Source organism: Streptomyces sp. NPDC043867 (genome assembly GCF_056435845.1).
Window position 1 is genome coordinate 46487 of sequence record NZ_JBWKDS010000033.1, and the last position, 14334, is coordinate 60820.

14 protein-coding genes are annotated in these 14334 nt (G+C 74.1%); 7 read left to right on the forward strand and 7 right to left on the reverse strand.

What is annotated here, in order from left to right:
• Positions 1–45 precede the first annotated feature (45 nt).
• Entirely contained in the window at positions 46–996 is a 951-nt protein-coding gene (locus tag AC069T_RS28010; protein WP_478785385.1) for a lytic polysaccharide monooxygenase auxiliary activity family 9 protein, read from the forward strand.
• A 220-nt stretch (positions 997–1216) separates the two neighbouring features.
• Here AC069T_RS28010 and AC069T_RS28015 read toward each other — a convergent pair whose 3' ends face one another.
• The 7 genes from AC069T_RS28015 to AC069T_RS28045 all read right to left on the reverse strand — a co-directional run bounded on the left by AC069T_RS28015 (position 1217) and on the right by AC069T_RS28045 (position 7585).
• Positions 1217–1576 (reverse strand): DUF742 domain-containing protein, encoded by a 360-nt coding sequence (locus AC069T_RS28015; protein ID WP_478785386.1) that lies wholly within the window; start codon positions 1574–1576, stop codon positions 1217–1219.
• Positions 1573–3249 carry an ATP-binding protein gene (locus AC069T_RS28020; protein ID WP_478785387.1) on the reverse strand — a complete coding sequence of 559 codons (1677 nt, stop codon included), beginning with the start codon at positions 3247–3249 and terminating at the stop codon, positions 1573–1575. The genes AC069T_RS28015 and AC069T_RS28020 overlap by 4 nt, the downstream gene beginning before the upstream one ends.
• A 97-nt stretch (positions 3250–3346) precedes the next feature.
• On the reverse strand, positions 3347–4147 hold the full coding sequence (locus tag AC069T_RS28025; RefSeq protein ID WP_478785388.1) for a VOC family protein: 801 nt from the start codon (positions 4145–4147) through the stop codon (positions 3347–3349).
• A 62-nt stretch (positions 4148–4209) separates the two neighbouring features.
• Positions 4210–4617: a peptide-methionine (R)-S-oxide reductase MsrB gene (msrB, locus tag AC069T_RS28030; protein ID WP_478785389.1), complete on the reverse strand. Its 408-nt coding sequence runs from the start codon at positions 4615–4617 to the stop codon at positions 4210–4212.
• Between the two features lie 28 nt (positions 4618–4645).
• Positions 4646–6037 (reverse strand): UDP-N-acetylmuramate--L-alanine ligase, encoded by a 1392-nt coding sequence (gene murC, locus AC069T_RS28035; RefSeq protein WP_478785390.1) that lies wholly within the window; start codon positions 6035–6037, stop codon positions 4646–4648.
• Between the two features lie 84 nt (positions 6038–6121).
• Positions 6122–6595, reverse strand: a complete 474-nt coding sequence (locus AC069T_RS28040; protein WP_478785391.1) for an indole-3-glycerol phosphate synthase — start codon at positions 6593–6595, stop codon at positions 6122–6124.
• Between the two features lie 195 nt (positions 6596–6790).
• Complete coding sequence (locus tag AC069T_RS28045) at positions 6791–7585, reverse strand: pyrimidine reductase family protein (protein ID WP_478785392.1); 795 nt, start codon at positions 7583–7585, stop codon at positions 6791–6793.
• A 37-nt stretch (positions 7586–7622) separates the two neighbouring features.
• On the opposite strand from AC069T_RS28045, the gene zapE reads away from it, so the two are divergent.
• The 6 genes from zapE (at position 7623) to AC069T_RS28075 (ending at position 13957) form a co-directional block, all read left to right on the forward strand.
• Positions 7623–8744: a cell division protein ZapE gene (gene zapE, locus AC069T_RS28050; RefSeq protein ID WP_478785393.1), complete on the forward strand. Its 1122-nt coding sequence runs from the start codon at positions 7623–7625 to the stop codon at positions 8742–8744.
• 147 nt (positions 8745–8891) lie between these two features.
• Positions 8892–9230 carry a hypothetical protein gene (locus tag AC069T_RS28055; protein ID WP_478785394.1) on the forward strand — a complete coding sequence of 113 codons (339 nt, stop codon included), beginning with the start codon at positions 8892–8894 and terminating at the stop codon, positions 9228–9230.
• Between the two features lie 70 nt (positions 9231–9300).
• Positions 9301–9879, forward strand: coding sequence for a carbonic anhydrase (locus AC069T_RS28060; protein WP_478785395.1), 579 nt, complete (start codon positions 9301–9303; stop codon positions 9877–9879).
• Positions 9876–11375, forward strand: coding sequence for a SulP family inorganic anion transporter (locus tag AC069T_RS28065; RefSeq protein WP_478785396.1), 1500 nt, complete (start codon positions 9876–9878; stop codon positions 11373–11375). Before AC069T_RS28060 ends, AC069T_RS28065 begins: the two co-directional genes overlap by 4 nt.
• Before the next feature lie 290 nt (positions 11376–11665).
• On the forward strand, positions 11666–12487 hold the full coding sequence (locus tag AC069T_RS28070) for a slipin family protein (protein ID WP_478785397.1): 822 nt from the start codon (positions 11666–11668) through the stop codon (positions 12485–12487).
• A gap of 87 nt (positions 12488–12574) precedes the next feature.
• Positions 12575–13957, forward strand: coding sequence for a PhoX family protein (locus AC069T_RS28075; protein WP_478785398.1), 1383 nt, complete (start codon positions 12575–12577; stop codon positions 13955–13957).
• Positions 13958–14334 lie beyond the last annotated feature (377 nt).

The following is a 14334-nucleotide window of genomic DNA, read 5'->3' on the forward strand; positions in this document are numbered from 1 at the left end:
CACGGGGAACGGCCCCCTTCGCGACAGCCCGAGGAGCCCCACCGGATGACCGCACACCGCACCGCCGCCGCGGCCGCCGTCGCCGTGGCGGCCCCGCTCCTGCTGACACCCTTGGCCGCGGGACCGGCGCAGGCCCACGGGGCGCCCACCGATCCGGTCAGCCGGGTCGTAGCGTGCTCGCCGGAGGGCGGGAGCCGTGCCGGGTCCGCGGCTTGCCGGGCGGCGATCGTGTCGAACGGCGCCCCGTTCACCGCCTGGGACAACCTGCGGGTGGCGGGCGTGAACGGCAGGGACCGCCAGGTGATCCCCGACGGGCGGCTGTGCAGTGGCGGTCTGCCCGCCTACAAGGGGCTCGACCTGGCCCGCGCCGACTGGCCCGCCACCCGCCTCGCGCCCGGCGCTCCGCTGACCCTCGCCTACAGCTCGACGATCCCGCACACGGGCACGTTCAGGCTCTACCTGACGAAGCCGGGGTACGACCCGGCGAAACCGCTGACGTGGTCCGACCTGCCGACGCGGCCGTTCGCCACGGCCACCGACCCGTCGCTGGTCAAGGGCGCCTACCGCATCGCGGCGAAGCTGCCCGCCGACCGGTCGGGCCGCCATGTGCTGTTCACCGTCTGGCAGAACTCCAGCACGGTGGACACGTACTACTCGTGCTCGGACGTGGTGTTCGCGCGGGCCGGGGGCGGCGGTACGGCGGGATCGGCCGCGGAGGCGCCGGGCCCGGGCGGCTCGAGCGCCTCGGCGAAGCCGAGCCGGCCCGCGTCCTCGAAGACGTCCGAGCCCTCGGAACCGGTGTCGACGTCCGCGGCGGCCCCGGCCGAGGCCGCGAAGCCCGCCGAGGACGTCGCGGCCGACCGGTCCGAGTCCGTGGCGGACAGCAGTTCCCGCGGACCGGCGGCTCTGCCGTTGCTCGCGGGTGGCGCCGGGGCGCTCCTGCTCACGACGGGTGTCGCACTCGCCCTGCGCCGCCGCCGGGGCCGGGTCGGCTGACGAGGACCACCGGGCCGCCTGATTGCCGTCCGCGTCCGCCCGTGCGACCAACCGGACACCACAACCGCCGCGGCGCTCCAGCGGGTTGTTCTTCTTCGCGCACGCCGAACGGGCGCGCCGAAGGCACGTGAGTGCACGATTCTCCCCCCACAGATGTGTCGCATGACAACGGTCGTCGACGGCCACAGCGCATCGGCCGAGTGCGCCGTCGCCCCTGTCCTCAGAGGCGGTCGCGGAGCGCGTCGAGCACCTCCTGGAGGACCTCGGGGCCGGGCGGCCGGGCGGCGGGGACGGGCGCCCTGGTGACGAGGTGGCCGCTGTCGACGAGGTCGGCGACCAGCACTTTGGTGACACTGACCGGCAGCTCCAGGTGCCCGGCGGCCTCCGCGACGGACAGGGCTCCCGGCCCGCACAGCCCGACCAGCCGGCACTTCTCCGGGCTCAGCGCGCCCGGCGGCGGATCGTCGACGCCGACCAGCAGGGTGCCCGGGTCGAGCGGGTTGCGGGTGGGGTGCGCGCGTCCGTCCGTGACCACGTACACCCGCACCAGGCGCCCCGCCGGTGGCCGCCGGGGTGTCATGACGTGCCGCCGTCGTCGTCCCGCGGTACCGCCGTGCTCGTCTCCCGGGCCCCGGCCTCGGAAGGTCCGGCGGCCCGGCCCCGGCGGAGTCCGCTCGCGAAGGCGCTCATCCGCCGGGCGTTCTCCTCGGCGGTGCGGACGGTGGCCGCGTCGTGCCGTGCGGCTTCCCGGCCCGGCACGCGCTCAGCCGACCCGCCTCCACGGCCCGGCACACGCTCGCCCGGCCCGTCCCCCGCGTCCGGCCCACGCGCATTCGACCCGCCACCCCGGCCCGGCACGCCCCCCTCGGCGCCACCGGCCGTCTCTCCCCGCCCGTCCGCAGCGGCTCCCTCGGCCCCCACAGCTCCCACCACTCCCACCCCTGTCTCGGCTCCTTCCTTCCCCCCGGATCCTCCGGCTGTCGGCACGCGACCGGCTCCCGGCACCCGAGGCGTGCGTCGCCGCCGCCTCGGCAGCGTCTGTGCCGCGTCCCCCTCCGCCGCCCCGCTCCCGTCGGCACCGGCACCGCCGTCGGCCGCCGGGGACACGAGCAGCGCCGGCGGGATGCGGACGACGGCGCGTACTCCTCCGTGGGGCGACCGGGTGTCCACGGAGACGGCGAGGCCGTACCGGGCGACGAGCGCGCCGACGGTGGCGAAGCCGAAGTGCGGCGGGTCGCCGAGGCGGGTGACGTCCACCGGGTGACGGCCGGAGAGCAGGTCGGTGGCGTACTCGGCCGTCTCACGGTCCAGGCCGGCGCCCGCGTCGTCGACCCGCACGCAGGCGCCGTCGCGCACCGACAGCACGTCGACCTCGACCGTCGTACCGGGCGGGGAGTGGCGCGTGGCGTTGTCCAGCAGTTCGGCGAGCGCGAGGACCACGGGTTCCACCGCCCGGCCCGCCACGGTCACGTCCGCCCGCCCGCCGACCCGGATCCGCCGGTAGTCGGGGATGCGGGAGGCCGCCCCGCGCACCACGTCGATGAGGTCGCAGGCCTCCCGTCGCCGCTCGGGCCAGGAGCCGCAGAGCACGGCGAGGGCCTGGACGCGGTGGGCGATGCGGGCGTTGAGGTGGTCGACGCCGAGCAGGTCGCCGAGGACGTCCGGGTCGTCGTGCCGGTCCTGCATCCCGGCGACGGCCGCCTGCTGTTCGTCGGCCAGCACTCCGACCGAGCGCATCGCCTCCCCCAGGGCGGCCCGCGCGGCCCGGTCGGCGTCCGCCCGCGCCTGCCCGACCGCGCCCGTGAACCGTTCCAGTACCGCGTCGAGGCAGGCCGCGAGACCGGTGCCGGCCAGGCGCGCGTCCAGCGGGCCGGTGTCCACGAAGGTGAGCGGCCGGTTGGTGACGGCGGACCGGCGTGCGGGCGCGGGTTCGTCGGCCGCGAGGGTCGGGCCGGCTCCCGGTAGGTACGCCCCGTCGTCGAGCACCGGCGGATGCACCCGCTCCATGGGCCCCGGCGGGCGCACCCCGTCGTCGGACGGCCCCGGCAGCCGCACCCCGCCATCGGGCCCCGGCAGCCGCACCGCGACCAGGTGCCGTATCTCTTCCTCCCAGGCCCGCAGGCGGCCGGCCAGCCGGGCGTGGTGAGCACGCTGGACGGCGATGACCCGGCGCTGACGCACGAGCAGGACGGTCAGGGTGAGCAGGCCGGCCGCCAGGAGCGCCCCCGCCGCATCCGGTGTCCAGGCGGCCATGGTCCCCCTCCGCGCCGCTGTGCCGTGACCGTTCTCGGTGCGGCCCCCTCAACTACGTACAGGACGAGCGGGTTGCTCACCACCGGCGCGCACGGTCTCAGCGTGCCGCGCGCGAGGTGACCGTGAAGCGCGCCCCGTCGGGGTCGCCGAGGACCGCCTCGTCCACGTCGGTCCCGCGCCTGAGGACGCTGCCGCCGTGGGCGAGGGCGGCCGTGACGCAGGCCTCCACGTCGGTGACGGCGAAGTGGATCTGCCAGTGCGGCCGAAGGGTCGGGTCGGGCGCCGCCCCGAGAGCGCCGGAGTGGATCCGGGCCACCACGAGTCCCCCGCTGGTCAGGACGACCTCGTCCCCGTCGTAGTGGACCTCGCAGCCGCCGGGACGGGCGGACGCCCACTGCAGGACCTCGCCGTAGAAGATCGCCGCGTCGAAGGCGTCGCGGGTGTGCAGCCGTACGAAGGCGGGCGCGGCCTGGCGCCAGTGCTCCCAGCCGGCCACGAGCGCGCCCTCCCAGACGCCGAAGACGGCTCCGTCCCGGTCGGCGAGCACGGCGGCCCGGCCGGGCGGGAAGGCGATCGGGCCCACGGCGGTCGTCCCGCCCCGCTCCTGGCTGCGGGACACCGCGGCGTTCGCGTCGGTGACCGCGAAGTACGGCGTCCAGGAGACGGCCGTCTGCCACGCGGTGGCCACCTCGGCGGCGCCCGCGACCGGCACGCCGCCCGCACGGGCGGTCCTGAACTGGTCCCCGAACCCGCCCGTGCTCCACTCCCAGCCGAGCACGGCGGCGTAGAAGGCCTCCGCGGCCCCCAGGTCGCGCGCGCTCAGGCTGACCCAGCACGGCGCGCCGAACACCGAGTGACTGGAGAGCACCTCACCGTGGAGCGTTTCGTCTCTGTTCATCCGGCCCAGCATCTCCCGCCCCGGCCCGGGGCGCACCGTCGGTCACCCAGGCGGGTCGCGGCTCAGCCCTCGTCGGGTGTCAGCCGCAGCGAGATCGAGTTGATGCAGTACCGCTGGTCGGTGGGTGTCGGGTAGCCCTCGCCCTCGAAGACGTGCCCGAGGTGGGACCCGCACCGGGCGCACCTGACCTCCGTGCGGAGCATGCCGTGCGTGCGGTCCTCGATCAGTTCGACCGCGTCGGTGTCCTTGGGGTCGAAGAAGCTGGGCCAGCCGCAGTGCGACTCGAACTTCTCCCCGGAGGTGAAGAGTTCGGCGCCGCAGGCCCGGCAGGAGTACACGCCCGTGGTCCTGGTGTCGGTGTACTCGCCGGTGAACGCCGGTTCCGTGCCGGCCTTGCGCAGGACGGTGTACTCGGCAGGAGTCAGCTCCGCGCGCCACTGCTCGTCCGGCTTCTCGATGTCGTACGCCATGAAGCTCAACCCCTCACAAACGCTGTGCCTACTTCGACAGGCGGGCCAGGATCTCGGGGCCGAGATCCGTCACGTCCCCCGCGCCCATGGTGAGAACGAGATCACCGGGCTTCGCCATTCCCGCCACCACGGAGGGCACCTCCGCCTTGTCGTGGACCGGTGTCACGTCCGCGCCCGCAGCCCGCGCGGCCTCGATGATCAGCGCGCTGGTGATGCCGGGGATCGGGTCCTCGCGGGCCGGGTAGATGTCGAGGACCACCGACGCGTCCGCGAGGGACAGGGCGTCGCCCATCTCCTTGCCGAGTTCCTGGGTGCGGGAGAAGAGGTGCGGCTGGAAGACGACGAGGATGCGGGCGTCGCCGGCCGCCGCGCGCATCGCCTCCAGGTCCGCGGTCATCTCGGTCGGGTGGTGGGCGTAGGAGTCGACGACCTGGACGCCGGCCTCCTCGCCCTTCAGCTGGAGGCGGCGCTTCACGCCGGTGTAGGAGGCGAGGGCCGGGGCCAGTTCGGCGGCCGGGATGCCGAGCGCCGCGCCCGCCGCGAGCGCCGCCACCGCGTTGTGCGCGTAGTGGCGGCCGGGGACGGAGACGGTGAAGGTCAGCGGCGTGCCGTCCAGCTCGACGGTGACCTCGCTCCTGAGTCCCTGCGCGACCACCGAGAGGACACGGACGTCCGCGTCGGCGGCCTCGCCGTACGTGACCACCCGGACGTCGCGGGTCCTGACGCGGCGGGTCAGCTCGCGGGCACCCTCGTGGTCCGAGGAGATGACCAGCGTGCCGCCCTCGGTGAGGCGCTCCACGAAGGTCTCGAAGGACTCGTAGATCTCGTCCATCGAGGCGTAGTTGGCGTGGTGGTCCAGCTCCACGTTGAGGATGATCGCTACTTCGGGGGCGTACTTGTGGAAGCTGCGGTCCGACTCGTCGGCCTCGGCGACGAAGATCTCGCCCGCGCCGTGCAGCGCGTTGGAGCCGGGGGCGTCCAGGTCGCCGCCGATGGCGTAGGACGGGGCGAGGCCCAGCGTCGACAGGGACACCGCCAGCATGGAGGTCGTCGTCGTCTTGCCGTGGGTGCCGGCCACCGCGATCGGGCGCAGGCCGTCCATCAGGCGGGCCAGGGCGTCCGAGCGGTGGACGACCGGGATGCCCAGCTCCGCCGCGCGGGCCAGCTCCGGGTTGTCCGCGCGGATCGCCGATGAGACGACGACACAGGTGGCGTCGGGGGCGAGATGCCCGGCCGCGTGCCCGATGTGCACCGTCGCGCCCAGGGCGCGCAGGGCATCGGCGGTCGCCGAGTCCTTGGCGTCGCTGCCGGCCACCCGGGCACCCCGCTGGGCGAGGATCTTCGCGATGCCCGACATCCCGGCTCCGCCGATCCCGATGAAGTGCGGTCGGTCCATGGCGGTAGGAAGGCCGGGTGCCATGTGTGTTCTCCCCAAGCGGTGCGGTGGTGACGAGCGGTAGGACGGCAGCGGACGGCAGGTGCCCGCGGCTGCGCGGGCCCCAGCCTATGCCTTGCTGTGCGAGAACAGTTTCAGCACCGGGACGCCCACCTTGTGCCGCGCCCGGGAGGCCCAGTCGCGGTGGAAGAACTCCTCCACGTAGTGCGGGTCCGTGAGCACGATGACCTCGTCGGCGCCGATCTCGTCGACCAGGGTCCTGAGCGCGTCCAGCGGGTGGTCCTCGACGAGCCGCCCTTCGGCCGCGCTGCCGGACGCGCGCAGGGCGAGCAGGGAGACGTCGAGCGCCTGCTGTCCCTGCCCGAAGGCCTCCTCGCCCTCGGGTGTCTCGTCCTCGCGGACCGCTTCGTCCAGCTCGCCGAGGGCGACGTCGTCGATGGCCCGCAGCAGCCGGTCCGCCTGGTCGCCGCGGGGCTGCAGCAGTACGTGGAAGCTGACCGCCTCGTCGCCGTGCAGGGTCGTGACGAACTCCACGTCGGCGGACGTCAGGGCCTTCTCGATCATCAATACGCTTGTGAACACGACAGGCGCCCTTCTCCTCCGAGGGCCGTCTGGGGCCCTGTCTCCTCCGGGGGCCGCGCGGCCCCGTCTCCTGCGTCTCGCGCACGGGCCGTCCTGTGACCCTGCGGAAACCATCCTGCCCCGTAACCGCACAGGTACCGCGCGATTCGGCGTGCCCGGCGGAAACGAACCGGAACAGCACATTCCGTCACCGTGTCAGGTCCGACGGTATCGGCTGAAGAGGAACCCGGCCTCCTCCAGCAGGGACGCCAGCTCGAAGCGCGCCGGGACCGTCACCGGGGGGCCCGAGGCGATCCGCTGGGCGCCGCCCGCCGTGAGCATCGGGGAGACGGTGAGACACAGTTCGTCGAGGACCCCGGCGGCGATCAGCTGGCCCAGCAGGCGGGGGCCGCCCTCGGTCAGCTGGCGGGTCAGGCCGCGGCCGGCGAGGGCGCGCACCGCACGGGCGGGGTCCACCCCCGCGCCGTCACCGGCGATGACCACCTCGGCGCCCGACTCCTCGGCCGCGGCGATCCTGCCGGGCGCCGCCGCGGCACCGGTGAGCACGAGTGTGGGCACCAGCGGCGAGGTGAACAACGGCAGCGAGAAGTCCAGGTCGAGACTGGCGCTCACGACGGCGACGGCGGGCGCGGGGCCCTGCCCGGCCGCCGCGCGGAGCGGCGCGAAGGCCTCACGCGCGCGTGCCGGACGGTACCCCTCCTGGCGCACCGTCTCGGCGCCCACCACGACCACGTCCGCGAGGCCGCGCAGGGTGCCGAAGATCCGCATGTCCGCGGCGCAGGAGATGGGCTGCGAGCGTCCCTCGTGCTGGGCCGCGCCGTCGAGGGTGGACACCATGTTCGCGCGCAGCCACGGGTCCCGGCCGCCGGGGTAGGCATAGGCCCGCGCCAGCTCCTCCAGGCTCCACTCCCGGTCCGTCACCTCCGCACCGGGCGCCCCGTCCGAGGCCTGGGCTGCTGTTTCTTCGGTCACAGGGAACAGGCGTCGCATGTCGTGCAGTGTGGCACGGCCCTTAGAGTGGGTGACCGTGTCGTCCACCCCGGCCGCCCATGGCCTCAGCCCGATAGCCGAAGCGGCTCCCCTGTCCCTGTGCGCCCGCGAGCCCCACGTCCCCGCGGACCGGCTCGTCGCGGAGATGGTGCCGCCGCCGCGCTTCGACTCGGTCCGCTTCGATACGTACCTCCCGGACCCGAACCAGCCCAGCCAGACGGAGGCCGTCCGCGTCCTCGGCGACTTCGCGGCCGGCCTCGGCGGTGCGCACGCCTCCGGTGCGGGCAGACGCAGGCTGTTCGGCTTCGGCAGGGCTCCGAAGGCCCCCGCCGGGCCGCGCGGCGTCTATCTGGACGGCGGGTACGGCGTCGGCAAGACCCACCTGCTGGCCTCCCTGTGGCACGCCACCCCGGCCGAGCCCGCCCTCAAGGCCTTCGGCACCTTCGTGGAGCTGACGAACCTGGTCGGCGCGCTCGGCTTCCAGAAAACCGTGCAGACGCTCTCCGGCCACCGGCTGCTGTGCATCGACGAGTTCGAGCTGGACGATCCGGGCGACACCGTCCTGGTCTCCACGCTGCTGGGCAAGCTGGTCGACGCGGGCGTGGCCCTCGCGGCCACCTCGAACACCCTGCCGGGCAAGCTCGGCGAGGGCCGGTTCGCGGCCGCCGACTTCCTGCGGGAGATCCAGGGCCTGTCCGCGCACTTCCGTCCGCTGCGCATCGACGGCGAGGACTACCGCCACCGCGGGCTGCCCGAGGCGCCCGCGCCGTTCTCCGACGAGCGGGTCACCGAGACCGCGTACGCCACCGAGGAGGCGTCCCTCGACGACTTTGCGCACCTGCTCGACCACCTCGCACGCGTCCACCCCAGCCGGTACGGCGCGCTGACCGACGACGTGCGGGCGGTCTGCCTGACCGGGGTGCGGCCGGTGCCGGACCAGTCGACGGCGCTGCGGCTCGTCGTGCTCGCGGACCGGCTCTACGACCGCGAGGTGCCGGTCCTCGCCTCCGGGATGCCCTTCGACCGGCTCTTCAGCGAGGAGATGCTGAACGGCGGCTACCGCAAGAAGTACTTCCGCGCGATCTCCCGGCTCACCGCGCTCGCCCGGGACGCCAAGGTCCTGGCGGAGAAGACGGAACCGGAGTCCGACCGGACGTAAAACGTCTTCTGCAGGTGGTATCCCGCCACTCCCCCTCCCTGCCGTTTCAGGCCCCCTTCAGGGTGAAACGTTAAGTTAACCCAGCAAACAACTTGCCGCGCTAGCGTGCTGGTAGACGTGCGGGGACGAACGCGGGGAGGGGGGCGCGTGTTACGAGGCAGTAAGGCCCGGGCGCTGTTCTCGGCCCTCGCCGCCATCCTGCTGGTCCTCCAGCTGTTCGCGTCCTCCGAGGCGTTCGCGTCCGTACATACGAGCGAGATCATCTCGTGCGGGGAGACCGAGGACCCGCAGAAGGTGGCCCCGCCCCCGGCGGCGCGCGACCGGAGCCGCAGCGAGGACCGCATACCCGGGGTGCCCCTAGGCAGTTGGCCGGAGCGGGCCCGCCCCCGCGTGTTGCCACTGCTCGCACTCGCCGGCCCCGACCCGCACGCGTCGAAATCCCCGACCGCCCACTCCCCAGCGGCACTTCAGGTCTTCCGCTGCTGACCGAGGCGTGACCCCCCACACCACGTTTCGTCAGCCGACGCGCCATCGAGGCGCGCCAGGAGGAACCGACATGCAGCCCCTCATCGATCACGCCCGCGCACACGGACAGCGACCGGAGGAGTTCGCCCCGCTGGCCGCGGGCCAGTCTCCGCAGGTCCTGTTCATCACCTGTTCGGACTCCCGCGTCGTCCCGGCACTGATCACCGGGGCCCGTCCGGGCGAGCTCTTCGAGCTGCGCACCGCGGGCAACATCGTCCCGCCGTACACCCCCGGCCGCCCCACCGGTGAGGCGGCCACCATCGAGTACGCGGTGAACGTGCTCTCCGTCACCGACGTGGTCGTCTGCGGCCACTCGCACTGCGGCGCGGTCGGCGCCCTGGTGCGCGGCGACGACCTGACCGCCGTACCCGCCGTCCGCGACTGGCTGGCCCACGCGACACCGCGCCCCAGGGGCGCGGCCGAGGACCCGTCCGTGACCGAGGCGGTGCAGAGCCACCTCCTGACGCAGCTGCTGCGGCTGCGCTCCTACCCGTGCGTCGCCGACCGGCTGACGGACGGTCGGCTGCGCCTGCACGCCTGGTTCTACGAGGTGCACACCGGAGCCGTACGGGAACACCGCCCGGACACCGACACCTTCGAGGCGCTGTGAGCGCCGCGACGAAGCCGGCCGGAGCGCGGCCGGAGCGCCCGGCGAGGTTCCCCCACCTGCGGCAGGACTTCGCCGCGTCGGTCGTGGTCTTCCTCGTCGCCCTCCCGCTGTGCGTGGGGGTCGCCGTCGCCTCCGGCGTGCCGGCCGAACTGGGCCTGGTCACCGGCATCGTGGGCGGGATCGTCACCGGACTCATGCGCGGCAGCAGCCTCCAGGTCTCGGGGCCGGCCGCGGGGCTGACGGTGCTGGTCTTCGAGGCGGTACGGGAGTTCGGGCTGCCGGTCCTCGGGGTGATCGTGCTGGCGACTGGCCTGCTGCAACTCCTCATGGGAGCCCTGAAGCTGGGGCGCTACTTCCGGGCCATCTCGGTGGCCGTCGTCGAGGGCATGCTCGCCGGCATCGGCCTCGTGCTGATCGCGGGCCAGCTCTACTCGGCGGCGGGGCTGACCGCGCCCGCCACCGGCCTGGACAAGATCACCGAACTGCCGGAGGCGCTCGTCGGCGCGCTCGGCGACACCGGGTCCCTGGCATCGCTCGCCCTCGGCGCGGGCACCATCGCCGTCCTCGTGCTGTGGAAGCGGCTCCCGGACCGGGTGCGGACGGTGCCGGGCCCGCTCGCCGCGGTCGCCCTGGCCACCCTCGCCTCGCTGCTGTTCTCCCTGCCGGTCGCCACGGTCGAGGTGCGGGGGCTGCTGGGCTCGCTCCAGCCGCCGCCCCTCGACGCCTTCGGGGAGCTCGCGAGCCCCGGCCTCCTCGGCACGGTCCTCGCCTTCGTGCTGATCGCCTCGGCGGAGAGCCTGTTCAGCGCGGCCGCCGTGGACCGGATGCACGACGGGCCGCGGACCCGGTACGACAGGGAACTGATGGCGCAGGGTGCGGGCAACACCGTCTGCGGGCTGCTCGGCGCCCTGCCGATGACCGCGGTGATCGTCCGCAGCGCCGCCAACGTGCAGGCGGGCGCGCGCACCAAGGCGTCCCGGGTCCTGCACGGTGTCTGGCTGCTGCTGTTCGCCGCGCTGCTGCCCGCCGCACTCGCGGTGATCCCGCTGCCCGCTCTCGCCGGCGTCCTGGTGTACGCGGGCTTCAAGCTCATCCCACTGCGCCAGATCGCCGTGCTCTGGCGGGAGCACCGCGGGGAGGCCCTGATCCTCGTCGTCACCGCCGTGTCCATCGTCGCCGTCAGCATGTTCGAGGGCGTCCTGATCGGGCTGGCCCTGGCCGTCGTCAAGACCGCCTGGGAGGCCTCGCACATACGGCTCGAGGTCATAGACAAGGGCGCGGGCCCCGTCCAGGCGTACCTCTCGGGCAACGCGACCTTCCTGCGGCTGCCGAAGATCCTCGACAGCCTGGAGGCGCTGCCGCAGGACCGGCCGGTCGAGCTGAACCTGTCCGGGCTGCACCATCTCGATCACGCGTGCCGCGTCGCGCTGGAGAACTGGGCGGCCCGGCACAGCACGGCCGGAACCGAGCCGGTCAAGGTCACACCGGTGCCCTGAGCCGCTCGGCCGCCCCACCCGGCCGGGGGGGGGGGGCCGGGGGGGGGGGGGGGGGGGGGGGGGGGGGGGGGGGGGGGGGGGGGGAGGGGGGGGGGGGGGGGGGGGTGAAAACCCCCCCCCCCCCCCCCCCCCCCCCCCCCCCCCCCCCCCCCCCCCCCCCCCCCCCCCCCCCCCCCCCCCCCCCCCCCCCCCCCCCCCCGGCCCCGTGCCGTGCGCGGACTCCGGGAAGCCCGCGACGGCGGCGTACAGTGGACTTTCCAGGCATGTCGGGCGGCTCGAAGGGGGTCGTCGTGCTCGAAGAACTTCTCGTCGCAGGTGCGGCAGCCGGTGCCGCGGGGCTCGTCTACCTCGCCGCGGCCGCCCGGATCGTCAAGCAGTACGAGCGCGGGGTCGTCTTCCGGCTCGGCCGTCTGACCGGCGAGGCGCGCGGACCCGGTTTCACCGCCGTGGTCCCCCTGATCGACCGGCTGCGCAAGGTCAACATGCAGATCGTGACGATGCCGGTGCCGGCGCAGGACGGCATCACCCGGGACAACGTCACGGTGCGGGTGGACGCCGTCATCTACTTCAAGGTCGTGGACGCCGCCGACGCGGTCGTCCAGGTCGAGGACTACCGCTTCGCGGTCTCGCAGATGGCGCAGACCTCGCTGCGGTCGATCATCGGCAAGAGCGACCTGGACGATCTGCTGTCCAACCGCGAGAAGCTGAACCAGGGCCTGGAGTTGATGATCGACAGCCCGGCCATCGGCTGGGGCGTGCAGATCGACCGGGTCGAGATCAAGGACGTGTCGCTGCCCGAGACCATGAAGAGGTCCATGGCCCGGCAGGCGGAGGCCGACCGTGAGCGCCGCGCCCGCATCATCAACGCCGACGCGGAGCTCCAGGCGTCCAGGAAACTGGCGGAGGCCGCCGGCGTGATGTCCGAGCAGCCGGCCGCCCTGCAACTGCGCCTGCTCCAGACCGTGGTGGCCGTCGCCGCCGAGAAGAACTCCACCCTGGTCCTGCCCTTCCCGGTGGAGCTGCTGCGCTTCCTGGAACGGGCGCAGCAGGGCCCGCCGCCGGCCGCGCAGCCGGGCCCGCCGGCCGGGGGTCCGCCGCCGGGCGGCGAGTGACACGTGCTACGCGCGTGGTTCCGGTAGCCCACAGCGCGTGATACCACAGCGGGGTCACAGTCCTGTCCGCCAGCAGGAGGTTGCCCCATGTCCGAGCACGCCCGATCCGCGACGCGACGTCAGGTCCTCGCCCGTACAGGCGCGTTGGGCGCCTCGATCGCCTTCGCAGGAAACCTCTCCGAACTCTTCGCGGGCACCGCCGCCGCGCAGGATCTCGGTCACCACGGCTACGGCCCCCTCGTCCCCGACCCGGACGGACTGCTCGATCTGCCGGAAGGTTTCCGCTACCGGGTCCTGTCCCGCGAGGGCGACCCGCTGCGCTCGGGTGAGGGCCTGGTGCCGAGCAATCACGACGGCATGTCGGCCTTCCCCGGCGACCACGGCCGGGTCCATCTGGTCCGCAACCACGAGAACCGGGTGACCGCGAAGATCCCGGTCCCGGCGGTCGAGGGCATCACGTACGACCCGGCGGGCAAGGGCGGGTGCACGGCCCTGACGGTGGACCGGCACGGCGAGGTCCTCTCGGAGCGCGTCGCCATCGCCGGCACCGCCGTCAACTGCGCCGGCGGCCCCACTCCCTGGGGCACCTGGCTCACCTGCGAGGAGACCGAGGACAAGGCCGGCACCAACGGCTACACCAAGGACCACGGCTTCATCTTCGAGGTCGACCCGGTGAACCCGCGCCGCACCGGTGCCGTCCCGCTCACCGCGATGGGCCGCTTCCAGCACGAGGCGATCGCGGTCGACCCGCGGCGCGGCATCGTCTACGAGACCGAGGACGCGTTCCTCAAGCCCTTCGGCCTCTTCTACCGTTTCCTGCCCAACAGGCCCGAGGGCGGGGTGGGTTCGCTGCGCGCGGGCGGCAGGCTCCAGGCGATGCGCGTGCCCGGCGTGCCCGACCTGTCGTCCGTCCAGGAGACGGGGGCCACCTTCGACGGCATCGAGTGGGTGGACGTTCCGGACCCGCTGGCCGCGCAGACTCCCGTCCGGCTCCAGGACTTCGGCCCGAAGGGCATCACGCACGCCCAGAAACTGGAGGGCTGCTACTGGGGCGGGACGTCCGTGTACTTCGTCTCCTCCTTCGCCCACAGCGCGGAGGGCTCGGCCGCGGACCACTACGGGCAGATCTGGCGCTACGACCCGTCCTCGCGCCGCCTCACGCTGGTGATCGTCTTCGGCCCGGACACCGACATCCAGCTCCCGGGCGAGTCCCCGGACAACATCTGCCTCGCCCCGAGCGGCGGCCTCATGGTCTGCGAGGACGGCAACGGCGCCCAGCACGTCTTCGGGGTGACCCGGCGCGGGGAGGTCTACGCGATGGCCCGCGGCGCCCAGAACATCGGTACGCCCGAGGCCCCGGAGTGGGGCGAGTTCGCGGGCGTCACCTTCTCCCCGGACGGCCGGACGATGTACGTCAACTGCTACACGCCGGGCACGACGTTCGCGGTGACGGGACCCTGGCGCAGGTGAGGCCGGGCGCCCCGGGGGCGGGCGCCCCGGGGGCGGGCGCCCCGGGGCCGGCCGCGTCCGTCGCCGACGGGCCCTGCCGACCCGCCGCCTGACCGCGGTGCCCCGGGGCACCCGCCCCGGGGCTCACCGCCGTACGCCGAGTCGGACGGCGGGTAGCGGGCACCCGTGCCCCGGCACAGGATCGAGGAACACGGCGTGAAGGGGTGTGCGGTGGCGAAGAGCAGGGCCAAGACCAGGAGCGGTACCGGGACCCGGGCCAAGGGCGGCTCCGGCGAGGACGAGGCCGACAAGGACGGGGCCGGCAAGGGCAGGGCCGGCAGGAGCGGGTCCAGGAGCGGCGCGGAGCCGGGGCGGGACTCGGGCAGGGGTTCGACTCC

Excerpts from the sequence above, each read along its gene's own strand:
- AC069T_RS28010 (WP_478785385.1), top strand. The coding sequence starts at position 46 with ATGACCGCACACCGCACCGCCGCCGCGGCCGCCGTCGCCGTGGCGGCC.
- AC069T_RS28015 (WP_478785386.1), bottom strand. The coding sequence starts at position 1,576 with ATGACACCCCGGCGGCCACCGGCGGGGCGCCTGGTGCGGGTGTACGTG.
- AC069T_RS28020 (WP_478785387.1), bottom strand. The coding sequence starts at position 3,249 with ATGGCCGCCTGGACACCGGATGCGGCGGGGGCGCTCCTGGCGGCCGGC.
- AC069T_RS28025 (WP_478785388.1), bottom strand. The coding sequence starts at position 4,147 with ATGAACAGAGACGAAACGCTCCACGGTGAGGTGCTCTCCAGTCACTCG.
- msrB (WP_478785389.1), bottom strand. The coding sequence starts at position 4,617 with ATGGCGTACGACATCGAGAAGCCGGACGAGCAGTGGCGCGCGGAGCTG.
- murC (WP_478785390.1), bottom strand. The coding sequence starts at position 6,037 with ATGGCACCCGGCCTTCCTACCGCCATGGACCGACCGCACTTCATCGGG.
- AC069T_RS28045 (WP_478785392.1), bottom strand. The coding sequence starts at position 7,585 with ATGCGACGCCTGTTCCCTGTGACCGAAGAAACAGCAGCCCAGGCCTCG.
- AC069T_RS28060 (WP_478785395.1), top strand. The coding sequence starts at position 9,301 with ATGCAGCCCCTCATCGATCACGCCCGCGCACACGGACAGCGACCGGAG.
- AC069T_RS28075 (WP_478785398.1), top strand. The coding sequence starts at position 12,575 with ATGTCCGAGCACGCCCGATCCGCGACGCGACGTCAGGTCCTCGCCCGT.